Annotated in this window: 20 protein-coding genes; 10 read left to right on the top strand and 10 right to left on the bottom strand. The window is 76.2% G+C overall.

Annotation, left to right across the window (positions count from 1 at the left end; genetic code table 11):
- Positions 1-7: 7 nt before the first annotated feature.
- The gene (locus tag BM158_RS13350) at positions 8-460 is read right to left on the bottom strand and encodes a hypothetical protein (RefSeq protein ID WP_091559671.1); all 453 of its coding nucleotides are present in this window, start codon (positions 458-460) and stop codon (positions 8-10) included.
- A gap of 151 nt (positions 461-611) precedes the next feature.
- Here BM158_RS13350 and BM158_RS13345 point away from each other — a divergent pair, with 151 nt between their 5' ends.
- The 4 genes from BM158_RS13345 to BM158_RS13330 all read left to right on the top strand — a co-directional run bounded on the left by BM158_RS13345 (position 612) and on the right by BM158_RS13330 (position 5,044).
- Positions 612-3,185, top strand: coding sequence for an ExeM/NucH family extracellular endonuclease (locus BM158_RS13345; protein ID WP_091559666.1), 2,574 nt, complete (start codon positions 612-614; stop codon positions 3,183-3,185).
- A gap of 63 nt (positions 3,186-3,248) precedes the next feature.
- A complete protein-coding gene (msrB, locus tag BM158_RS13340) occupies positions 3,249-3,683 on the top strand; it encodes a peptide-methionine (R)-S-oxide reductase MsrB (RefSeq protein ID WP_091559662.1) in 435 nt (144 codons plus the stop codon).
- Positions 3,684-3,732: 49 nt separating this feature from the next.
- The gene (locus tag BM158_RS13335) at positions 3,733-4,713 is read left to right on the top strand and encodes a hypothetical protein (protein WP_131802044.1); all 981 of its coding nucleotides are present in this window, start codon (positions 3,733-3,735) and stop codon (positions 4,711-4,713) included.
- Positions 4,714-4,732: 19 nt separating this feature from the next.
- Positions 4,733-5,044 carry a hypothetical protein gene (locus BM158_RS13330; protein WP_091559655.1) on the top strand — a complete coding sequence of 104 codons (312 nt, stop codon included), beginning with the start codon at positions 4,733-4,735 and terminating at the stop codon, positions 5,042-5,044.
- Here BM158_RS13330 and hemQ read toward each other — a convergent pair.
- From hemQ to hemE, 3 genes are read right to left on the bottom strand one after another with little or no spacing between them, the layout of a single operon-like run.
- Entirely contained in the window at positions 5,012-5,728 is a 717-nt protein-coding gene (gene hemQ, locus BM158_RS13325; RefSeq protein ID WP_091559652.1) for a hydrogen peroxide-dependent heme synthase, read from the bottom strand. The genes BM158_RS13330 and hemQ overlap by 33 nt on opposite strands.
- Positions 5,729-5,760: 32 nt before the next feature.
- Positions 5,761-7,131, bottom strand: coding sequence for a protoporphyrinogen oxidase (hemG, locus tag BM158_RS13320; RefSeq protein ID WP_091559650.1), 1,371 nt, complete (start codon positions 7,129-7,131; stop codon positions 5,761-5,763).
- Positions 7,128-8,237, bottom strand: coding sequence for a uroporphyrinogen decarboxylase (hemE, locus tag BM158_RS13315; protein WP_191328526.1), 1,110 nt, complete (start codon positions 8,235-8,237; stop codon positions 7,128-7,130). The genes hemG and hemE overlap by 4 nt, the downstream gene beginning before the upstream one ends.
- 163 nt (positions 8,238-8,400) lie before the next feature.
- Between hemE and BM158_RS13310 the strand changes: the two genes are divergently transcribed.
- The 6 genes from BM158_RS13310 to BM158_RS13285 all read left to right on the top strand — a co-directional run bounded on the left by BM158_RS13310 (position 8,401) and on the right by BM158_RS13285 (position 14,718).
- Positions 8,401-9,042, top strand: coding sequence for a DUF3000 domain-containing protein (locus tag BM158_RS13310; RefSeq protein ID WP_091559643.1), 642 nt, complete (start codon positions 8,401-8,403; stop codon positions 9,040-9,042).
- 87 nt (positions 9,043-9,129) lie between these two features.
- Positions 9,130-9,831, top strand: coding sequence for a response regulator transcription factor (locus BM158_RS13305; protein ID WP_091561163.1), 702 nt, complete (start codon positions 9,130-9,132; stop codon positions 9,829-9,831).
- Positions 9,828-11,057, top strand: coding sequence for a ribonuclease D (locus BM158_RS13300; protein WP_091559640.1), 1,230 nt, complete (start codon positions 9,828-9,830; stop codon positions 11,055-11,057). Before BM158_RS13305 ends, BM158_RS13300 begins: the two co-directional genes overlap by 4 nt.
- Before the next feature lie 120 nt (positions 11,058-11,177).
- Positions 11,178-12,380 carry a thiolase family protein gene (locus BM158_RS13295; RefSeq protein WP_207506566.1) on the top strand — a complete coding sequence of 401 codons (1,203 nt, stop codon included), beginning with the start codon at positions 11,178-11,180 and terminating at the stop codon, positions 12,378-12,380.
- Complete coding sequence (locus BM158_RS13290) at positions 12,377-14,392, top strand: 3-hydroxyacyl-CoA dehydrogenase NAD-binding domain-containing protein (RefSeq protein ID WP_091559637.1); 2,016 nt, start codon at positions 12,377-12,379, stop codon at positions 14,390-14,392. Before BM158_RS13295 ends, BM158_RS13290 begins: the two co-directional genes overlap by 4 nt.
- A gap of 41 nt (positions 14,393-14,433) precedes the next feature.
- Complete coding sequence (locus BM158_RS13285) at positions 14,434-14,718, top strand: hypothetical protein (RefSeq protein WP_229827419.1); 285 nt, start codon at positions 14,434-14,436, stop codon at positions 14,716-14,718.
- Here BM158_RS13285 and BM158_RS13280 read toward each other — a convergent pair.
- From BM158_RS13280 to BM158_RS13255, 6 genes are read right to left on the bottom strand one after another with little or no spacing between them, the layout of a single operon-like run.
- Positions 14,699-14,980, bottom strand: a complete 282-nt coding sequence (locus BM158_RS13280) for a thiamine-binding protein (protein WP_091559630.1) — start codon at positions 14,978-14,980, stop codon at positions 14,699-14,701. The genes BM158_RS13285 and BM158_RS13280 overlap by 20 nt on opposite strands.
- The gene (gene dxs, locus BM158_RS13275) at positions 14,967-16,874 is read right to left on the bottom strand and encodes a 1-deoxy-D-xylulose-5-phosphate synthase (RefSeq protein WP_091561156.1); all 1,908 of its coding nucleotides are present in this window, start codon (positions 16,872-16,874) and stop codon (positions 14,967-14,969) included. The genes BM158_RS13280 and dxs overlap by 14 nt, the downstream gene beginning before the upstream one ends.
- Positions 16,875-16,901: 27 nt before the next feature.
- Positions 16,902-17,300 (bottom strand): hypothetical protein, encoded by a 399-nt coding sequence (locus BM158_RS13270; protein ID WP_091559626.1) that lies wholly within the window; start codon positions 17,298-17,300, stop codon positions 16,902-16,904.
- 1 nt (position 17,301) lies between these two features.
- Positions 17,302-17,988, bottom strand: a complete 687-nt coding sequence (locus BM158_RS13265) for an SGNH/GDSL hydrolase family protein (protein WP_091559623.1) — start codon at positions 17,986-17,988, stop codon at positions 17,302-17,304.
- Positions 17,985-20,498 (bottom strand): bifunctional lysylphosphatidylglycerol flippase/synthetase MprF, encoded by a 2,514-nt coding sequence (locus BM158_RS13260; protein WP_091559620.1) that lies wholly within the window; start codon positions 20,496-20,498, stop codon positions 17,985-17,987. Before BM158_RS13260 ends, BM158_RS13265 begins: the two co-directional genes overlap by 4 nt.
- Positions 20,495-21,799: an alpha/beta hydrolase gene (locus tag BM158_RS13255; protein ID WP_207506558.1), complete on the bottom strand. Its 1,305-nt coding sequence runs from the start codon at positions 21,797-21,799 to the stop codon at positions 20,495-20,497. Before BM158_RS13255 ends, BM158_RS13260 begins: the two co-directional genes overlap by 4 nt.
- Positions 21,800-21,918 lie beyond the last annotated feature (119 nt).

Genomic DNA, 21,918 nt, shown 5'->3' with positions numbered 1-21,918 from the left:
GGTGCGCTCAGTGCGCCCGGGGCACGTAGCCGCCGATGAGCGCGCTCATCAGCAGCGCCCCGTCGTGCTCGCCCACCGCGGCCGCGGCGTCGGCCAGCGCGCGCCACCGGGCCCGCTCGACGTCGGTCGGGGCGTGGGTGGCACGGGCCTCCAGCTGCTCGCCGAGCCGCTCCCACTCCGACTGCGGGGTGGGCCAGAGGCCGGTCAGCCGGCGGGCCTCGCCGGAGATGCCGGTGACGCGGACGACGTCGCCGGCGACGTTGGTCAGCGCGGCGACGTAACCGGTGTCGACCAGCCCGCGGATCGACGCGACGACCTCCGCGCGGGGCAGGCCGCTGGCGGGGACGACCTGGCCGAGGTAGGGCGCTCCCCCGTGCTCGGGGCTGTCCACGAGCCGGGCGACGGCGCGCAGCACGGGCAGGTCGCGGGTGAACCAGGAGTCGGGCAGGAGTTCGGGCACCGGGCCACGCTACGCGCCGCATGATCATGAGCCGGGGTCATGAGCCCGGCGAAGATTGTCACCTGCTGTTCATGGACCTGGGCACAGCTCGCTGACAGGATCGGGAGACCCCCTGACCGGCGAACGGCCGCACCCGGCCGCGAGGAGAACCGTGTCCCACTCCCGTTCCGCCCGCCCCGCCGTCCTCGGCGTCGCGGTGGGCGCCCTGGTCGCCGGCGGCCTGGTGACCACCGCCGCCCCGGCCGCCGCCGCCCCCACCGACGCCCGGATCACCGAGATCCACTACGACAACGCAGGTACCGACTCGGGCGAGGCGATCGAGGTCACCGCCCCGTCCGCGGAGGACCTGACCGGCCTGTCCCTGGTGCTCTACAACGGGAACAGCGCTGCGGCCGCCACCACCTACGGCACCAAGGCAGTCCCGGCCTCCGACACCGGCATCGCCGTCGTGACCTACCCGGCCAACGGCATCCAGAACGGCTCCCCCGACGGCGTCGCGCTCGTCGCCGCCGACGGCACCGTGGTGCAGTTCCTGTCCTACGAAGGCGTGGTCACCGCCAGCAACGGCCCGGCCGCCGGCCTCACCAGCACCGACATCGGCGTCTCGGAGACCGGGGACCAACCCGCCGGGCAGTCGCTCCAGCTCGTCGACGGCGCCTGGACCGGACCGCTGGCGTCCACCTTCGGCAGCCCGAACGGCGGGGGCGGCACCGACCCCGAGCCCGAGCCCGAGCCGACCGGCCCGGACTGCACCGCCACGGCCGTCCCGATCGGCAGCGTGCAGGGCTCCGGCGCCGCGACCCCGGTCGCCGGCCAGCAGGTGACCGTCCGCGGCACCGTCGTCGCCGACCTGCAGGACGGCGGCCTCGACGGCTTCCACGTCCAGGACGCCGGTGACGGCGACCCGGCCACCTCCGACGCCGTCTTCGTCTACGCCCCCGGCGGCCGCCAGGTCGACCTCGGCGACGTCGTCACCGTGACCGGCACCGCCGCGGAGTTCCCGGCGGACGACCCGCTGGCGGTCACCCAGCTGACCCAGGCGTCCTACAGCGAGTGCGGCACCGCGGAGCTCCCCGAGCCCGCCGTGCTGCCGATCCCCAGCGACGACGCCACCCGCGAGGCGTACGAGGGCATGCTCGTCACCCCGGGCACCGAGCTGACCGTCTCCGAGCTGTTCGACCTGACCAGCTTCGGCGAGGTGCTGCTGTCCTCCGGCGGCCGCCTGCTCTCCCCCACCCAGGCCGCCGACCCCGGTGCCCCCGCCGCGGCCGTCGCCGCGGAGAACGTGCTGCGCTCGATCACCCTCGACGACGGCCGGTCCACCCGGCTCGCCTCGGGGAGCGTCCCGCCCTACCTGGCCCCCGGTGACCCGGTCCGGATCGGCGACACCGCCGACCTCGGCCCGGTCGTCCTCTCGGCCGGCTTCGGCACCTGGCGCCTCCAGCCGGCCGGCGGCGACACCTCGGGGACGACGTTCACCCCGACCAACCCGCGCACCGCGGCCCCCGCACCCGTCGGTGGGGACCTGCGGGTGGCCGACTACAACGTGCTGAACTACTTCGTCACCTTCGGCGGGGCCTCCCGCGGGGCGGCGGACGAGGCCGAGCTGGCCGAGCAGCAGGCGAAGATCGTCGCCGGTCTGCGCGCCCTGGACGCCGACGTGATCACCCTGCACGAGATCGAGAACTCCGCGATCACCACGCCGGCGACCCCGTACCGCGCGGTGGAGACCCTGCTGGCCGCGCTGTCGGCCGCCGACGGGCACACCTGGGCCTACGCCCCCGCCCACGAGGACAGCGACGTCATCACCAACGCGGTCGTGTACCGCACCGACGTCCTGGCCCCCGTCGGCGAGCCGGTGGCCTACACCAGCCCGGCCTTCGACAACGCCCGCAGCCCGATCGCCCAGACGTTCCGCACGCTCGACGGCGGCGAGGTCTTCAGCGTGGTCGCCAACCACCTCAAGTCCAAGGGCAGCGCCTGCGCCACCGGCAACGACGACACCGTCGGCGGGGCGGGCAACTGCAACGGCGACCGCACCCAGCAGGCCACCGAGCTGGTCGCCTTCGCCCAGCAGGTCGCGCAGACCAGCGGCGACCCCGACGTCCTGCTGACCGGCGACTTCAACTCCTACCGGTACGAGGACCCGCTGGACGTCGTCCGCGGCGCGGGCTACACCGAGCTCGGCGAGACCTTCGCGCCCGACGAGTACAGCTACGTCTTCGACGGCGGCTCGGGCTCGCTGGACCACGCCTTCGCCACCCCGTCCCTGGCCGCCCAGGCCACCGGGCTGACGGTGTGGGAGACCAACGCGGTGGAGTCCTTCGCCTACCAGTACGACTCGGGCGTGGACCCGCTCTACGCGCCGGACCCGTACCGGGCCAGCGACCACAACCCGACCGTCATCGGCTTCACCCTCGACGCCCCGGCCACCGCCGCGGTGGACGAGGACCGGCCCTTCCGCGGTGACCGGGTCACCGTCACCGGCACCGGGTTCGCCCCGGGCGAGCGGGTCACGGTGACCATCGGTGGCCGCTCGGCGGGCTCGGGCACCGCCGACGCGCAGGGCACCGTGGTGCTCCAGCCGCGGGTGCCGGTGCTGCTGGGCCCCGGCGAGCAGCCGGTGGTGCTGACCGGCACCTCCGGCGACACGGCCGGCACCTCGATCACCCTGCGGTCGCTGCTGCAGGAGCTGGTGGACCGGCTGCTGGGCCTGTTCGGCTGACCACCGGCCACCCCCGCCCCCGGCCGGGGGCGGGGGTGGCGGCCCGGTCGTACCGTGGCATGCATGACGCAGCACCCCGGGACCTCGACCGACAAGCAGCCCGCCGTCACCAGGAGCGAGCAGGAGTGGCGGGCCCAGCTCTCGCCCGAGGAGTACGCGGTCCTGCGCCAGGCCGGCACCGAGCGGCCCTGGACCGGGGAGTACGTGGACACCACGACCGTGGGCGTCTACCACTGCCGGGCCTGCGGCGCCGAGCTGTTCCGCTCGGAGACCAAGTTCGACTCGCACTGCGGCTGGCCCTCGTTCTACGAGCCCTCCGCGCGCGACAACGTGGTGCTGAAGTCGGACCGGTCGCTGGGCATGGTGCGCACCGAGGTGCTGTGCGGCACCTGCCACAGCCACCTGGGCCACGTCTTCGACGACGCGCCGCAGACCCCCACCGGCGACCGCTACTGCATCAACTCCGTGTCGATCTCGCTCGCCCCCGCGGAGAACTGAGCAGTCCTGCTCAGGTGCGGCACGGTGCCCGCCCACCAGGGTGGGCACCGTGCGCCCCACCACCACCGCCGTCGCCGGTGCCCTCGCCTCCGCCGTCCTGCTGACCGCCCTCGCCGGGTGCATGACCCGGCCCGAGGACGTCGCAGCCGCCCGGGCCCAGTGGGCCACGCTGCCGGCCGAGGTGCACGACGCGCTCGGCGTCGGTGAACCCGAGGGCGAGGCCTGGGGCAGCATCGGCGAGCACTGGTCGATCAGCGCACCCGTCCGCCTGGACACCCCCGAGGCGTCGCCCCTCCTCGCCGCGACCCTCACCGCCCGCTGCCACGCGGTCGTCGACGCCCTCGCCGGCCAGGACGTGCAGGCCTACGGGGTCCTGCCGCTGGTCCCCGGCGTGGTGCGGGCGACCGACGAGACCTGCGCCCGCGGCCTGGCACTGGGCAGCTGGTCGACCACGCCCGGGTCTCCCGACTCGGTCGGCCGGTGGGCCGAGGAGGGCGAGCTGGCCCTCGGCCGCGAGCGCGACGGCCGGGCCGAGATGCTCGCCCTGACCGTGCGGCTGGACGACGCCACGCTGGACACCACCAGCACGATCCCGCCGTGGACCCAGGAGCTGGCGCCCTTCGACGCGGCCGCCTGGGACGCCGAGCTCACCCGCGTCGCCGCCGTCCTGCCCGTGGAGGTGACCTCGGGGACGACACCGCCCGAGCGGGTCGTGGTCGCCGTCCCGGCCGGGACGGCGATCTCCGCGACCGCGTCGTGCACCCCCGGCGAGCGGCCCACCCGGGTGGTGGTCCGCTCGGCGTCCACCACCGCCGTGGGCTCGTCGGTCACGACCGGCCCGGTCAACCCGGACGAGCCGCCCGGCGGGGACCCCCGGGTCGACTGCGGGGCCGGGACGGCGACCGGGCCGCTGCGGCCGTCGCTGACCTACACCGACACCGCCGGGCAGGAGGTCGACGTCGCGCTGGTCTGGCTGTCCGACCGGCCGGTGTGGGGGAGCAGGCCGTCGACGACCCTGAGCGCCGGCTGAGCGTGCGGAGGTGCACCCCGTGAACCGCCCGCCCCGTCCCCGCCGCCACGGCGCCGCGATCGCCTCCGGCTGGGTGCTCGGCGCCCTCGCCGCGCTGCCCGCCCTGGCGATCGCGCCCTGGATGCTCATCGGGCTGATGGTCGGGATCGACGGCCGCAACATCTCCTCCGGCGAGCCCGGCCCGACCGACTGGGGCGCGATCCTGGTCTGCTCGACGGCCCTGCTGGTGTGCGTCGCCGGCCCCGTGCTGGTCGGCTGGGGCAGCTGCCGGCTGCTGGACCTGGCGCTGCGCGGCCGCTCAGGCCAGCCCGGCCACCAGCTCCCCCGCTGAGCGACGGGTGCCGGTGTAGAACGGGATCTCCTCGCGCACGTGCCGCCGGGCCCGGCTGGCCCGCAGGTCGCGCATGAGGTCGACGATGCGGTGCAGCTCGTCGGCCTCGAAGGCCAGGATCCACTCGTAGTCGCCCAGGCCGAACGAGGCGACCGTGTTGGCGCGCACGTCGGGGTAGGGCCGGGCCTGCATGCCGTGCTCCTTGAGCATGTCCCGCCGCTCCTCGTCGGGCAGCAGGTACCACTCGTAGGACCGCACGAACGGGTAGACGCAGACGAAGCGGCGGGGCTCCTCGTCGGCCAGGAACGCCGGGATGTGCGAGCGGTTGAACTCCGCCGGCCGGTGCAGGGCCATCTGCGACCAGACCGGCTCCAGGCGCCGGCCCAGGGCGGACCGGCGCAGCCGGGTGTAGGCCTCCTGCAGGGCCTCGGCGTCGGCGGCGTGCCACCAGACCATGACGTCGGCGTCGGCCCGCAGGCCCGCGACGTCGTAGAGCCCGCGGACGACGACGTCCTTGCCGGCCAGCTCCTCGACCAGCGACTGCAGCTCGTCGGCCGCGCCCTGCCGGTCGTCGTCGCCGAAGGGCCGGGCGAGCCGGAACACCGACCACATGGTGTAGCGGATGGTGGCGTTGAGCTCGTTGGCCCGCTTGCCGATGCTCTTCTGCTCGGGCTGGTCGGTCATGCCCGCCATTCTCCCCCGCCGACCGGGGCCGGTCAGGTGAGGGTCGCCACCGCCCGGCGGCCGCTGCCGATGCACGCCGGCACGCCGACGCCGTCGTAGGCCGCACCGGCCACGGCCAGCCCGGGGACGTCGGCCACCGCGGCGCGCACCGCGGCCACCCGCTCGGGGTGGCCGACCAGGTACTGCGGCAGCCCGCCGCCCCAGCGGACCAGGTGGGTCTCCACCGGCTCCGGCCGGGACAGCCCGAGCAGCTCGGCGACCTCGGCGACCACCGCGGCGGTCAGGTCGGCGTCGCTGCGCTGCAGCTGCTCCTCCTCCAGGTAGCGGCCCACCGAGGAGCGCACCCGCAGCAGACCGTCGCCGGACAGGTGCGGCCACTTCTGCGAGGACACCGTGACGCCCTTGACCAGCCGGCCGGTCGCCGGGGGCACCAGCAACCCCGAGCCGGCCGCGACCTCCTGGCCGGGGAACGCCATCGCGACCACCGCCATCGAGGCGTAGGGGATGCCGCCCAGCGGCTCGACCGCGCCCGGCGCGACGTCGGCCAGCAGCCTCGCGGCCTTGCCGGCCGGCACCGCCACGACGACGGCGTCCGCGGTCACCGGCTCGTGGTCGGCACCCACGGTGAGCGCGAACCCCGCGCCATCGCGCCGCAGGGTGTGCGCCGGGGTCCGCAGCCGGACGGCGCCCCCGGGCAGCGCGGCGGCCAGCGCGTGCGGCAGGCCGGCGACGCCGTCGGGGAGCGTGACGAAGACCGGGCCGTCCGGGGTGCCCGCGGCGGCCTCCCGGCTGCGCGCCCCGGCGTCGCGGGCGGCCGCGGCGGCGGCGACCACCGAGGTGTGCCGGGGCAGCTGCGCGGCCAGCGCCGGCATGGTGGCCCGCACCGACAGCCGGTCGGCCTGCCCGGCGTACACCCCGCCCAGCAGCGGCTCGACCAGCCGGTCGACCACCTCGTCACCCAGGCGCTCGCGCAGCAGGTCCCCGACGGTGCGGTCGGCGTCGAAGTGCAGCGGCTGCAACGAGGCCTCCGCGCGCACCCGGGCGACGCCCTCGGGCGACAGCACGCCGTCCAGCCCGTCGGGCGAGGTGGGCACGCCCAGCAGCGTGCCGGCCGGCAGCCGGTGCCGGCCGGTGGGCAGCACGACGGACGCCGAGGTGGTCGCCGGGACGACGGTCTCCAGGCCCAGCTCGGCCATCAGCGCGACCGCGTCGGGCACCCGGGCCAGCACGGCCTCCGCGCCCGTGTCGTACCAGGTGCCGGCCAGCCGGACCCGGCCCAGCTTCCCGCCGACCCGGTCACCGGCCTCCAGCACCACGACCTCGCCGTCGGGGTGCTCCCGGTGCCAGGCCCAGGCCGCCGTCAGCCCGGTGATGCCGGCCCCGACGACGACCAGCCGGCTCATGCCCGGGCCGTCAGCTCGGTGTCCCCGGACCCGCTCAGCTCGTGCACCAGCTCCACGGCGTGGGTGATCGCGCCCGGGTCGGTGTCGGGCAGCACGCCGTGGCCCAGGTTGAAGATGTGCCCCCGCGCTGCACGGCCCTGCTGCACGATGCGCCGGACCTCGGCGTCCAGGGTGGCCCGGTCGGCCAGCAGGACGGCGGGGTCGAGGTTGCCCTGCAGCGAGTAGCCGGGACCCACCCGGCGGGCGGCCTCGTCCAGCGGCACCCGCCAGTCCACCCCGACGACGTCGGCGCCGGCGTCCCCGATCAGCGGCAGCAGCTCCCCGGTGCCGACGCCGAAGTGGATCCGCGGCACGTCCCGCTCGCCGGCGGCGCGGTCGCCCAGGCCGTCGAACACCGCGCGCGAGTGCGGCAGCACCCGGGCGGCGTAGTCGGCCGCCGACAGCACCCCGGCCCAGGAGTCGAACAGCTGGACGGCGGAGGCGCCCGCGTCGACCTGGGCGCGCAGGAACACCGACGCCGAGACCGCCAGCTTGGCCAGCAGCCGCTGCCAGGCCTCGGGCTCGGAGAGCATGAACGCCTTGGTGCGGGCGTGCTCCTTGGAGGGCCCGCCCTCGATGAGGTAGGTGGCCAGGGTGAACGGCGCACCGGCGAAGCCGATCAGCGGCGTGGCGCCCAGCTCACCGACCAGCCGGCCGACCGCGGTGGTGAGGAACCCCAGGGCCTCGGGCTCGAGGTCGGGCAGGGCGTCGACGTCGGCCACGCTGCGCACCGGCTGCGCGACCACCGGGCCGATGCCGGCCTTGATCTCGATGTCCACCCCGGCCACCACCAGCGGCAGCACGATGTCGGAGAAGAGGATCGCGGCGTCCACCCCGTGCCGGCGGACCGGCTGCAGGGTGATCTCGGTGACCAGGTCGGGGTCCTGGCAGGCCTGCAGCATGGCGGTGCCGGCGCGCAGCGCGCGGTACTCGGGCAGCGACCGGCCGGCCTGGCGCATGAACCACACCGGGGTGCGGTCGACCGGTCGGCCGAGCGCGGCGCGCACGAGGGCCGAGTCGGCCGGGGACGGCGTGCTGGCGGTGTCCGGTCCTGCTGCTGTGCCCACGACCAGCCATCCTCCCAGACCCGGTGCGGGTCGGCCGCGGGGTGCCGCGAGGGCCGGTCAGCGACCCGCCGAACACGACACGCCGTACCTCATCACTCTGCGTGCATGACCGGTTGGCGCGTCGCGCAGGCGCCGCCTCGGTACAGCGACCTACCCTTCGGGCGTGGATCCACAGCGCAGCACGGGGCGCGCGCCGGGAGGGGACGCCGAACGGCCCCCGCCGCCGGCCGAGTTCCAGGCCGGCCTCGACGCCCTGGCCACCGTCCGCGCCCGCCGCGAGGTCCAGCTGGAGCACATCCCCGCCCCGCAGCGGCTGGCCCCCTGGTCGCACGCCATCGGTGCCCGGGTGGCCGAACCCGCCGGCGATGCCCCCGGCGAGGACGACCTGGAGATCGCCAGCGGCCGGTTCATCGTCCTGTACGACCCCGCCGGGCACGAGGCCTGGGACGGCACCACCCGCTGCGTCGGCTACGTCTCGGCGGTCACCGACGAGACGATGGTCGACGACGAGATGTTCTCGTCGGTGGCCTGGAGCTGGCTGGTCGAGGCCCTCGTCGACCACGGCGCCGACCACCACTCCCTCGGCGGCACGGTGACCCGCACGGCCTCCACCCGCTTCGGCGACATCGCCGGGCCCGAGCACTCCGTCGACGTGGAGATCCGGGCGTCCTGGACCGCGGTCGGCACCGACCTCGACCGCCACCTCGGCGCCTGGCTCGAAGTCCTCGGCAACGCCGCCGGCCTCCCCCCTCCGGGGGTGCACCTGCTCGGGCAGGGGCGGGCACCGGGCGGCGCGACCTCCTAGAGTGGGCTGGCTGCTCCATCCGGAGCAACGACGGATGGGCCGGCTGCGGCGACGCACGGGACGGCCGTGACGCTGGAGCGACCGCCGGTGACCCTGGGACACACGCGTGCCGACGGTGCGCTGCTGCCCCCCGACGCCACCGCCCTCGTCGTCGACCCGGCGCCCCTGGTCCGCGAGGCGCTCGCCGGGCGGCTGCGCGCGCTGGGCGCCCGGGACGTCGAGGAGGCGGCCGGGCTGGACGAGGCCCGGGTGCGCGCGCACGTCTCCGGGCCACGGGCGCTGTGCGTGCTCGACGTCGACCTGCCCGACGGCACCGGCCCGGTGCCCGGCCCACCGGGCCGCGGCCTGGAGCTGCTGCCCGTGCTGCGCGCCGACGGCTGGCCGGTGGTGGTGGCGCTGACCGCGGTCACCGACCCGGGCGTGGTGCGGGCGGCGTTCCTCGCCGGGGTGCAGGGCTACCTGCTCAAGACCTCGCCGCTGGCCGTGCTGACCGAGGGCCTGCGGGCCGCGATCGCCGGGGAGGTCTGGGCCGACCCCGGCATCGCCAGCAGCCTGGCCGTCGGCCTCACCCGGATCCCGTCCGACGACGGCCCCGGCCACCTCTCGGCCCGCGAGGTCGACATCCTCCGGCTGGTCGCCGAGGGGCACACGAACAAGGAGATCGGTGACTTGGTGGACCTGTCCGCCCTCACGGTGAAGAGCCACCTGGCCCGCATCGCGCGCAAGCTGGGCACCGGCGACCGCGCGCACATGGTGGCGCTGGGCATCCGGAGCGGGGTGATCTCGTGACCGAGCCGGCCGAGGTCCCCGCCGCGGAGTCGACCGCGGTGCCCCTGCTGGCACCGCGCGACGGCCTGCCCCCGGTCATCGAGACCTCCACCGCCCTGGTCGACTACGCCGCGGCGCTGGCCGCCGGCAGCGGCCCGGTCGCGGTGGACGCCGAGCGCGCCTCGGGCTACCGCTACGGCCAGAAGGCCTACCTGGTGCAGCTGAGGCGGGCAGGTTCGGGCACCGGGCTGGTCGACCCCGTCCCGCTGCCCGACCTCTCCCCCGTGCAGGCGTCCATCGGCGACGTCGAGTGGGTGCTGCACGCGGCCAACCAGGACCTGCCCTGCCTGGCCGAGATCGGCCTGGTGCCCGCCCGGCTGTTCGACACCGAGCTCGCCGCCCGCCTCGCCGGGCTGCCCCGGGTCGGGCTGGGCGCGGTCGTGGAGTCGCTGCTGGGCTACACGCTGCAGAAGGGCCACTCGGCGGCGGACTGGTCCACCCGGCCGCTGCCCACCGACTGGCTGGTCTACGCCGCGCTGGACGTCGAGGTGCTCGTCGAGCTGCGCGACGCCCTCGCCGCGATCCTCGAGGAGCAGGGCAAGACCGAGTGGGCGCGGCAGGAGTTCGAGGCCATCCTCGCCGCCGGCCCGCCCGCCCCGCGGGTCGACCCGTGGCGGCGCACCTCCGGCATGCACTCGCTGCGCAGCCGGCGCCAGCTGGCCCTGCTGCGGGCGCTCTGGGAGGCCCGCGACCTGCTGGCCCGCCGCCGCGACGTGGCCCCCGGCCGGGTGCTGCCCGACTCCGCGATGGTGGCCGCGGTCGCCGCCGACCCGGCGACCGTCGAGGCGCTGGCCGACCTGCCGGTCTTCCGCGGTCGGTCCAACCGCAAGATCGCCGGCACCTGGTTCGGCGCGCTGCAGAAGGGCCGCGCCGTCCCCGAGGACCAGCTGCCGCCGCACAGCCTGCCCGGCGACGGACCGCCGCCGGTGAACCGCTGGGCCGACCGCGACCCCGACGCCGACAAGCGCCTCAAGGCCGCCCGCGCCGGGCTCGCCGCGCTGGCCGAGCAGTGGTCGGTGCCGGTGGAGAACCTGCTCTCCCCCGACCTGGTCCGCCGGCTCATGTGGTCCCCGCCCGCCGAGGTCACCCCGGGGACGGTCGCCGACGCGCTGCGCGCCGGCGGGGCGCGGCAGTGGCAGGTCGACCTGACCCGCGACCTGCTCGCGGACGCCGCCTCGCTGGCCTGACCCGGGACCCCGCCCCGGCGCGGAGGGCGGTCCGAGGGCGGTGGCGGGCGCGGGGTTACCGACGGGTAACTTGTGGCGCGACGCGGTCCCCGCCGCGACCCGCACCCCCACGGAGGTCCCGTGTCCCGCTCCCTGCGCGAGGTCGTCTTCGTCGACGGCGTGCGCACCCCGTTCGGCAAGGCCGGCCCGAAGGGCATGTACGCCCAGACCCGCGCCGACGACCTGGTGGTGCGCTGCATCCGCGAGCTGATGCGCCGCAACCCGCAGCTGCCGCCCGACCGGGTCGACGAGGTGGCCATCGCCGCGACGACCCAGATCGGCGACCAGGGCCTGACCATCGGCCGCACGGCCGCGCTGCTGGCCGGCCTGCCGAAGAGCGTCCCCGGGTTCGCGATCGACCGGATGTGCGCCGGCGCGATGACCGCGGTGACCACCACCGCGTCGGGCATCGCGTTCGGCGCCTACGACGTCGCCATCGCCGGCGGCGTCGAGCACATGGGGCACCACCCGATGGGCGAGGGCGTCGACCCCAACCCGCGCTTCGTGTCCGAGAAGATCGTCGACTCCTCGGCGCTGGTGATGGGCTCGACGGCGGAGAACCTGCACGACCGCTACCCGCACCTGACCAAGCAGCGCGCCGACGCCTTCGCCGTCGGCAGCCAGGACAAGTACGCCGCCGCGCTGGCGGCCGGCAAGATCGGCCCCGAGCTGGTGCCGGTGGCCACCCGCTCGGCCGAGCAGGGCTGGGGCCTGGCCACCGCCGACGAGCCGCCCCGCCCGGGCACGACCGTCGAGGCGCTGGCGGACCTCAGGACCCCGTTCCGGCCGCACGGCCACGTCACCGCCGGCAACGCGGCCGGGCTCAACGACGGCGCCACCGCCTCGCTGCTGGCCGCCGAGGACGTCGCCGTCGAGCTCGGACTGCCGATCGGCATGCGGCTGGTCGGCTTCGGCTTCACCGGCGTCGAGCCCGAGGTGATGGGCATCGGCCCGGTGCCGGCGACGGAGAAGGCGCTGGCCCGCACCGGCCTGACCATCGACGACATCGGGCTGTTCGAGCTCAACGAGGCCTTCGCCGTCCAGGTGCTGGCCTTCCTGGACCACTTCGGCATCGCCGACGACGACCCGCGGGTCAACCCGTGGGGCGGGGCCATCGCGGTGGGCCACCCGCTCGCCTCCTCCGGCGTCCGGCTGATGACGCAGCTGTCGCGGCAGTTCGCCGAGCGCCCCGACGTCCGGTACGGGCTGACGGCGATGTGCATCGGCATCGGCATGGGCGGATCGGTCATCTGGGAGAACCCGGCCTGGGAGGGCGCGAAGTGAGCGAGCAGTTCCCCGACGAGGTCGTCACCCGGGCGCTGCTGCGGCAGGTCCACCTGCCCGGGGTCGGCAAGCCGCTGGCGCTGATCACCCTGGACAACGGCCACGACCACACCCGGCCCTCCACCTTCGGCCCGGGCGGGCTGGCCTCGCTGGACGCGGCGCTGGACCAGGCGCTCGCCGCCGACGTCGCGGGCATCGCCGTCACCGGCAAGCCGTTCGTCTTCGCCGTCGGCGCCGACCTCTCCGGCGTCCCGCGCATCGGCAGCCGCGACGAGGCGCTGGAGATCGCCCGCCAGGGCCACCGGGTGTTCGCCAGGCTGCGCGACGCCGCCGTTCCCACCTTCGCGTTCGTCAACGGCGCGGCGCTCGGCGGCGGGCTGGAGCTGGCCCTGCACGCCGACCACCGCACCGTCTCGACGGGCGCGTTCGTGGCCTTCCCCGAGGTGTTCCTCGGCCTGGTGCCGGGCTGGGGCGGCACCCAGCTGCTGCCCCGGCTGATCGGCATCGACGCCGCCGTCACGGTGGTCGTCGAGAACGCGCTGTCGCAGAACCGGATGACGTCGGGTCCGCGGGCGGCGGAGCTGGGCATCGCCGACGCGCTGTTCGAGCCGGCCGACTTCCTGGAGCGCTCGCTGGAGTGGGCCGCCGGCGTGCTCACCGGTGCGGTCACGGTCGACCGCCCGGCCGTCGACACGGCCGCCTGGGACGACGCGATCGCCCGCGCCCGGCAGGTCGTGGCCGCGCGGACCCGCGGTGCCTCGCCGGCCGCCGTCCGGGCCGTGGACCTGCTCGAGCTGTCGCGCGACGCGGCGTTCACCGACGGCACCGCCGCGGAGGACGAGGCGCTGGCCGACCTGATCACGACGCCGGAGCTGCGCAGCTCGCTCTACGCCTTCGACCTCACCCAGAAGCGGGCCAAGCGCCCGGCCGGGGCGCCGGACAAGGCCCTGGCACGGAAGGTCACGAAGGTCGGTGTCGTGGGGGCGGGGCTGATGGCCTCCCAGCTGGCGCTGCTGTTCCTGCGCAAGCTGCAGGTGCCGGTGGTGCTCACCGACGTCGACCAGGCCCGGGTGGACAAGGGCGTGGGCTGGGTGCACGGCGAGCTGGAGAAGCTGGCCGGCCGGGGCCGGTTGTCCCCCGACGCGCTGAACCGGCTCAAGGGCCTGGTCACCGGGTCGCTGGAGAAGACCGCGTTCGCCGACGCCGACCTGGTCGTCGAGGCCGTGTTCGAGGAGCTGTCGGTCAAGCAGCAGGTGTTCGCCGAGGTCGAGGCGGTCGTGTCGGACACGTGCGTACTGGCCACCAACACCTCGGCGCTGTCGATCACCGACATGGCGGCGCAGCTGCGCCACCCCGAGCGGGTCGTCGGCATGCACTTCTTCAACCCGGTCGCGGTGCTGCCGCTGCTGGAGGTCGTGCGGGCCGCCCGGACCGACGACGCCACGCTGGCCACCGCCTTCGCCGTCGGCAGGCAGCTGGGCAAGTCCTGCGTGCTGGTCGCCGACGCCCCGGCGTTCGTGGTCAACCGGCTGCTCACCCGGTTCCTCGGCGAGGTCACCGCGGCGGTCGACGCCGGGACCCCGGTCGAGGTCGCCGAGCGCGCCCTGGACCCGCTGGGCCTGCCCATGACGCCGTTCGAGCTGCTGTCGCTGGTCGGCCCGCCGGTGGCGCTGCACGTCGCCGAGCGGATGCACGAGGCCTTCCCCGACCGGTTCGCCGTCGGCGACGGGCTGCGCCGGATGGTCGAGCTCGGCAAGCCGTCGGTGTTCAGCGAGCCCGGCGTGGTCGACCCCGAGCTGGCCGAGGCGTTCACCTCCTCGGGCACCGGGCCGGACGCCGGGCAGCTGCGGGCGAACGCGGAGCGGGCGCTGGCCGAGGAGATCGCGCTGATGCTGGACGAGGGCGTGGTGCAGGCCGTCGAGGACATCGACCTGGCCATGCTGCTGGGTGCCGGCTGGCCGTTCTGGCTCGGCGGCATCAGCCCCCACCTGCGGCGGGTCGGCGCGCTCTGAGCACGGTGCGCCCCGCTGCGGGGCGCGCCATGCTGGGCGGCGTGGACGTCGAGGTGGTCGCGCTGGCGCTGAACGTGGTGGTCCCCGAGCACCTGCGGTGGACCGACGTCCGGCGGGGCGAGGAGTTCACCCTGCAGACCCTCACCGTGCGGCCGCTGCCCGACGGCGGCACCGCCGCCAAGGCCTACGGCCGGCCCACCGCCGGCGGGCGCGGCGCCTACACGTCCTTCCCGGTGCCCGACCGACCCGAGCTCACCGAGCTGGTGGCCGCCGCAGCCGCCCGCGCCGCGCAGCTCTGGGCGGGGGCTACCGGAAGCCGTCGGTGAGGGAGTCCATGGTGCGGTTGACCTCGGCGACCTTGATGTGGCTGATCCCGGCGGTCGCGCCGGCGGCCAGCATGGCCTCGTGCACCCCGCGCAGGGTGGCCCACACCTGGTCGGCCTCGCCCTCCAGCGTGGTGCCCAGCGCGCCCACCTCGTAGGACAGCCCGGACGCCTGGATCACCGCGATCGCCGCCTTGACGTGCGCGTAGGGCTCCTCGGCGGTGCCGGGCGGGCTGGGGGCGACCTGGATCTCAGCGATCAGCATGCGTGTCCTCCGACGGGGTGCGGTCAGCGATCCGGGCGGCCCACTCGACCACCCGGCGGGCGACGTCCTGCTCGGTCAGGCCGTGCTCGGCGAGCACCTCGGCCCGGCTGCCGTGGTCCAGGAACACCTGCGGCAGCGCGATGCAGCGCACCGGGACGTCGACCTCGGCGTCGCGCAGCGCGGCGGCGAGGGTCTCCCCCACCCCGCCGGACCGGCCGCCGTCCTCCAGCGTGACCACCAGCCGGTGGCCGCGGCACAGCTCGACCAGCTCCGGGGACGCCGGGAGCACCCACCGCGGGTCGACGACGGTGACCTCGATGCCCTGCTTCCCGGCCCGCTCGGCGGCGGCGAGCCCGGCCGGGACCATCGCCCCGCAGGCGACCAGCAGCACCTCCGCCGAGGCGCCGCGGCGCAGCACGTCGACCGGGCCGACCCGCTCCAGCGCCGGCAGCGACGGCAGCACCGAGCCCTTCGGGAAGCGCACCACGGTCGGCCCGTCGGAGACGGCCAGCGCCTCGTCGAGCTCCTCGACCAGGGTGGCCTCGTCGCGGGGCATCGCCATCCGCAGGCCGGGCACCACCGAGCAGATCGAGGTGTCCCACATGCCGTTGTGCGAGGCGCCGTCGGTGCCGGTCACCCCGGCCCGGTCCAGCACCACGGTGACCGGCTGGCGGTGCAGCGCGACGTCCATGAGCAGCTGGTCGAAGGCCCGGTTGAGGAAGGTGGAGTAGACCGCCACCACCGGGTGCAGGCCGCCCATCGCCAGGCCCGCGGCCGAGGTCAGCGCGTGCTGCTCGGCGATGCCGACGTCGAAGGTGCGCTCGGGGAACCGGGCGGCGAAGGCGGCCAGGCCGGTGGGGTGCAGCATCGCGGCGGTGATGGCCACGACGTCGGGCCGCTGCGCGCCGGCCTCGACCAGCGCGTCGGAGAACGCCGTCGTCCAGTCCCGGCCGGCGGTGGCCGCGCTGACCCCGCTGTCGGGGTCGAAGGCGCCGGTGGCGTGCCACGCGTCGACCTCGTCGCGCTCGGCGGGGGCGTAGCCGAAGCCCTTCACGGTGAGGGCGTGCACGATGACCGGTCCGCCGAACGCGCGGGCCCGGCGCAGCGCGGACTCCAGCGAGGCGATGTCGTGGCCGTCGACCGGGCCGACGTACTTCATGCCGAGGTCCTCGAACATGCCCTGGGGGGCCAGCACGTCCTTGAGGCCCTTCTTGATGCCGTGCAGCGCGTCGTAGAGCGCACTGCCGACCACCGGGGTGCGGGTGACCGAGGCCCGGACCGCGTCGAGGGCCTGCTCGTAGCCCGGCCGCAGCCGCAGGCTGGCCAGCGCGTCGGCGACCCCGCCGATGGTCGGCGAGTAGGAGCGGCCGTTGTCGTTGACCACGATGACCACCGGCCGGTCCTGGGCGGCGGCGATGTTGTTCAGCGCCTCCCAGGCCATGCCGCCGGTGAGCGCGCCGTCGCCGATGACCGCCACCACGGGCCGGACGTCGCCGCGGACGGCGAAGGCCTTGGCCAGCCCGTCGGCGTAGGACAGCGACGTGGAGGCGTGGCTGTTCTCCACCCAGTCGTGCTCGCTCTCCGCGCGCGCCGGGTAGCCCGACAGCCCGCCGCGCTGGCGCAGCCCGGTGAACCCCTCGAGCCGGCCGGTGAGCAGCTTGTGCACGTAGGACTGGTGGCCGGTGTCGAAGACGACGGGCTCGTGCGGGGAGTCGAAGACCCGGTGGACCGCGATGGTCAGCTCGACCGCGCCGAGGTTGGGCCCCAGGTGCCCGCCGGTGCGGGCGACGCTGGTGACCAGCGCGTCACGGACCTCGGCGGCCAGGGTCGGGAGCTGGTCGGGGGCGAGTGCCCGCAGGTCGGCCGGGCCGGTCAGGTCGCGCAGCAGGGACACCACCCGAGGGTAGCCGCGGTGCCTGGCTCACAGCTTCGGGTTCCACCGTTCGCCCCGCAGCGCGGCCCCGACCAGGGCCACGCCCTTCGCGGCGGCGGCCAGCCGGGTGCCCTCGCGCTCGTAGGCGGTCATCGCCGCCTCCATCGCCTCCGGCGGCAGCTCGCCGGCCAGCTCCACCCGCACGGTGCGCCAGCCCGCGCGGGCCGCCTCCAGGCCGGCGGTGACGTGGTCGCCGGCGAAGCGGGCCAGCAGCACCGGGTAGCGGCGCAGCACCTCGTGGCTGCGGTACTCCGGCGGCACCAGGTCGTAGAGCCAGGCGACCGCGGTGCGCTCCCAGTCGGGGGCCCCGGGCGGGCGCACCTCCTCCGGCCAGCCGGGCGGCGCGGTGCCGTCCCGCCCGGGCGGCGGGCGGTCGGCGGCGGGCACGTCACCCAGTCTGCCCCGCCGCGGCGCCGCCGGAGGGGTCGGCCAGCGCCTCGTGCAGCGCCGCGCCGATGGCCGCGGCGGCCTGCTCGGTGGGGTGCACGCCGTCCAGGGTGGTGCCCGGCGCGTAGTCGCCGTCGGCGTCCCGGCAGCCGGTCATCGGGTCGACGTACAGCCAGCCGCGCTGCTGGGCCAGCGTGGCCAGCCGGGCGTCCAGCGCCAGGGTCTGCTCGCCGAGGCCGTCCTCGGGGGCGACGGCGGACAGCACCACGCGGTGGGCGTGCACCAGCGCGGCGACCTGCACCAGGTCGTCGAGGGTGTCCTCGGCGGGGATGCCCCAGTCGATGTCGTTGTTGCCGCCCATGAGCACCAGGACGTCGGGGTGCGGGTCGCCCACGCCGGCGTTCTCGACCCCCTCCAGCATGTCGTCGGTGGTCGCCCCGGCGTGCGCCCAGCCGCCGAGGACGTCCACGCCGTGCCCGACGGCCCACCACGCCCAGGACCCCCGGCCGATCCGGCCGGCGTCGAAGTCGGGGCTGTCCATCTCGGTGATGGAGTCCCCCACCGCCACCACGGCCACCGGGTCGGCCGCGGCCGGCGTCCCCCGTGCCGCGGTCGGCGGCGCGACCTGGCCCGCGCAGCCGGCGACGGCCAGCAGCGCGGCCCCGAGCACGACCGCCCGTCGGGTCACCGCTGCCCCGACCCGACCAGCTCGCGGGGCGGCTCGGCCGGCTGCGGCGCCGGCGCGGGCCGCGGGCGCCGTCCGTGCAGCAGGGCACGGCCCAGCCGCAGCGCCTGCCGTGGCGACAGGTGCGGCAGGTAGGCCTGCGAGACCGCGCGGGCGATCCGGGGCAGGTCGGCGGTGTCCAGGTGCACCAGCCACAGCGGCCGGTGCTGGGGCTGGAACTTCGCCTTGAACGACAGCAGCGAGCGGAAGCCGTAGACCGGCTCCATCAGCCGGCCCGTGGCCTCCAGCAGCCGGGCCAGCGGGTCGTCGGCGCTGCCGGCGGGCAGGGCCAGCGGCGCACCGGACAGGCTGACGAACTCCGCACCCTCCTCCTGGAAGGTCAGCGCCGCGGTGCCGACGAGGAACTCCATCGTGCCGGGCGGGCAGCCGGGGCTGCGGCGCATGAGGTCCAGCGTCCAGCCCACCCGGACGCCGTCGCGGGTGGCCGGCAGCCAGCTGGTGATGCCGTGCACGTGGCCGTCGGGACCGACGGAGAGCAGGCACCGGACGGCGGGGTCCTCCAGCTCGTCGAGGCCGCCGAGGGTGAACCCCATCTCGGGCAGGCCCTTGCCGGCCAGCCACTCCTCCGAGGACCGGGCGACCTGCTCGCGCAGCGCCAGCGGTGCGTCGGCCCAGGTGACCCAGAGCGCCTGCACGCCGTCGCGGGCGGCGCGGTTGACCGCCGTCCGGACGTCCTGCCACTTCTTGCCGGTGTAGGCCAGCGACCCCAGCGGCAGCCAGGTCTCGCTGGCCACCTGCAGCCGGCGGGCGCCGGGCAGCGCCTCGGCGACGGCGTCGGTGACGGAGTACCAGCACGGGGTCCAGCCACGGGCCTGGCACCAGGCGGTGAACTCCGGCACCGCGCGGGCGCGGGCACCCGGCGGGCCGACCGGGTCACCCGTGGTCAGCGCGACGCCGCCGACCACCCGGAAGGCGACGACGGCCCGGCCGTCGGCGGTGAACCACCAGCGGTTGCCCACCCAGGTGGTCATGAACGACAGCGCGGTGTCGCCGTCCCGGTCGACCAGGGCGCGGGCCCGGGCGGCGTCGCCGCTGGGCACGGCCGGCCGGACGACCACCCAGGCCGAGCCGACGAGCACCGCCCAGCAGGCGACACCGGTCCAGTTGGCCAGCACCCGCGCCGTGCCGCGCAGCGGGGCCAGCCGGGGCAGCACCTCCCCCAGCCAGCCCGGGGGCAGCATCCGGGCGGGCAGGTCCAGCAGCAGCCGGGGAAGCGTGGCCGGGGTGGCCCACTCCCCGCGCAGCAGCAGCCCGAGCCCCAGGTACAGCACGACCACCGCGGCGAGCCCGCCGCCGGCCAGGGTGGCCCACCGGCGGGCGGTGCCCGGTGCGGCCGGCACCGCGAACCGGCCGCGGGTGGCCAGCAGCAGCACCAGCAGGGACAGCGGCGCCACCAGCGGGGCCCACACCGCGACGACCGGCAGCCCGGCCCGCGGGGTGCCCAGCACGGTGAGCGCGTCGGCGGGGCGGGTCAGCACCGCCACGACGACGGCGGCGCCCACCGCGGTCAGCGCCGCGGTGAAGAGCACCGCGCCCACCCAGGCGGCCCGGCGGCCCCGGCGCAGGCCCTCGGCGAGCACCAGCTGCAGCAGCACCGGCAACGCCGACAGCAGGGTGGGGCCGAGGCCGGCCAGGTGGGCCCGGCCGGTGAGCACCCGGCAGTCGGCGGCCTCGCCGGTGGTGCTGCACACCTGCCGCACCAGCCCGCTGTCCGGGGAACCGGCGACGAACAGGTGGGACAGCACCGACCACGGCCCGGCGGAGGTGCGGGCCAGTGCGGCCAGCAGGGGGCCGACGGCGGCGGCCGCGACGACCAGTGCGACCAGGGCGCGGGACTCCCGGCGGCTGACCGGTGCGTGCTCGCGCAGCCGGCCGCGGCCGCGCCGGGCGACCTCACCGGCGGCGAGGCCGACCAGCCAGCCGGCCAACCGGTGCACGTCGCCCCCGGTGCCGCCGTAGAGCACCAGCATGACCAGCCCGGTGCTCAGCACCACCCGCACCCGGCGGCGGGCCAGCGGGGTCGCGGTCGCCGACGCCGCGGCCACCGCGGCCAGCACGCCGGGCAGCGGGCCGACGACGAGCGCGCCGACCAGCAGCCCGCCCCAGCGGTCCCCGGTGGCGGCCAGCAGGGCGGCGGCCGCGGTGCCCACCAGCCCGGCCGCGACCTGTCCGCCGACCAGCGCGGCCAGCGCACGGGCGCTGCCCACCCGGTGCTCGACGGTGCCCAGGAGGCCCGCGACCAGCAGCAGGGTGATCGCCGTCCCGGCCGGGGTGGCCACGGTCAGGCCGGCGGTCAGCAGCGTCCACCACCGTCCGGCGGCCAGCGGCCCGCCGCCGGTCCCGAGGGCCGCCGCCGTGCCCAGCGGTGCCCCGACCAGCAGGACGACGAGCAGCCCCGCGGTGACCGGGAGCCGCCGCAGCAGCGCCCACCCCCGGGGGGCGGCGGCGCTCATGCCGGCAGCCCGGTGTGCTGGGCCAGCCACGGCAGCGCGCCCTGCAGCCCTGGGCCCCAGACGTCCCACGAGTGGCTGCCGGGGAGCTCGGTGGAGGTGACGGAGACGCCGGCCCCCTTCAGCGCCGTGACGACCTCCTCCTGCTGCGGGCGGTAGTCGGCGTCGTCCTCGCCCACGACCAGGTAGGCCGACAGCTGCGGGTACCGGTGCGCGGCCAGCAGGTGCAGCGGGTCGACCGCGTCGAAGGGGGCCTCCCGGCCGCCGAAGGTGGCCGCCAGCGTGCTGCTCGCGCTGCCCAGCGTCGGGGCGCGCTGGCCGGAGGCGTCGAAGAGGGTCGGGAACAGGTCGGGGTGGTTGGTGGCCAGCTGCAGCGCGCAGGTGCCGCCGTAGGAGAACCCGCCCACGGCCCAGTGGCTGTGGTCGGTGTCCACCTGCAGGTTCTTCGCGATCCAGTCCGGGACGTCGACCGACAGGTAGGTGTCGGCCTTGCCCAGCGCGGAGTCCATGCACAGCGGGTTGCTGCCCTCGCCGCCCAGGTCGTCGGGCATCACCACCACCGGCGCCAGGCCGTGGTGGGCGTCGGCCCAGTCGTCCAGCCGCTGGGCCAGCTGGCCGCCGTCGATCCAGTCGCGCGGGCTGCCCGGCTGGCCGCCGAGCAGCACCCACACCGGCAGGTCGGGCCGGTCGGAGCTGAGGTAGGCCGGCGGCAGGTAGACCCAGGCCGGGCGGGCCGGGAACCCCGACGCGGTGGCCGGGATGGTGACCTGGGCGAGCGCCCCGGTCGACGGCATCCCGGCCGGCGGCGTCCAGTCGGCCAGGCTGTCCGGCGAGACGGTGGCCGTGGTGAGCACGTCCTGCGCGTCGGCCTGGTCGTAGGGCGGCAGCTGCAGGGCCGCGGCGACCGTCGGGAAGGGCTGGTAGACCGCGTTGACGGCGTTGGCCGCGCCCAGCAGCACGCCCACCAGCGCGAGCACGGTGATGCCGCGGCGCCACCAGCGCTGACCGGACCACCCGGCCACGGCCAGGGTGATGCCGAGCAGGCCCAGGCCGATCCACAGCGGCACCAGCCACGGCAGGCCGTCCGGGAAGGGCTTGGTGACGACCAGGACCAGCTGGGCGATGCCGAGCAGGACGGCGGCGGCCAGCAGCGCCAGCGGCACCCGGCGGGTGAACCAGCGACGGCGGCGGTGGGCGACCAGGAGCACGGCCAGACCGACGAACAGCGTGGCCACCAGGGCCTGGTAGAGCGGGCCGGTGACCAGGTGCAGGGCGATGAACCAACGCCACAGGTGGCTGAGCACGGGATCCTCCTCGATCGACACCCGGCACCGTCGTGGTGCGGGCTGGGAGGTCCCGGGAGGCGACCTGTGAGGCCGCTGCACATCCCCCGGACAGTCGATCCGGGGCTGGTCCACAGCCG

This window comes from Klenkia taihuensis (genome assembly GCF_900112525.1).
Classification (GTDB): domain Bacteria; phylum Actinomycetota; class Actinomycetes; order Mycobacteriales; family Geodermatophilaceae; genus Klenkia; species Klenkia taihuensis.
Note: the sequence above shows the minus strand (reverse complement) of the source record. Positions and strands in the feature narration are given on the sequence as shown.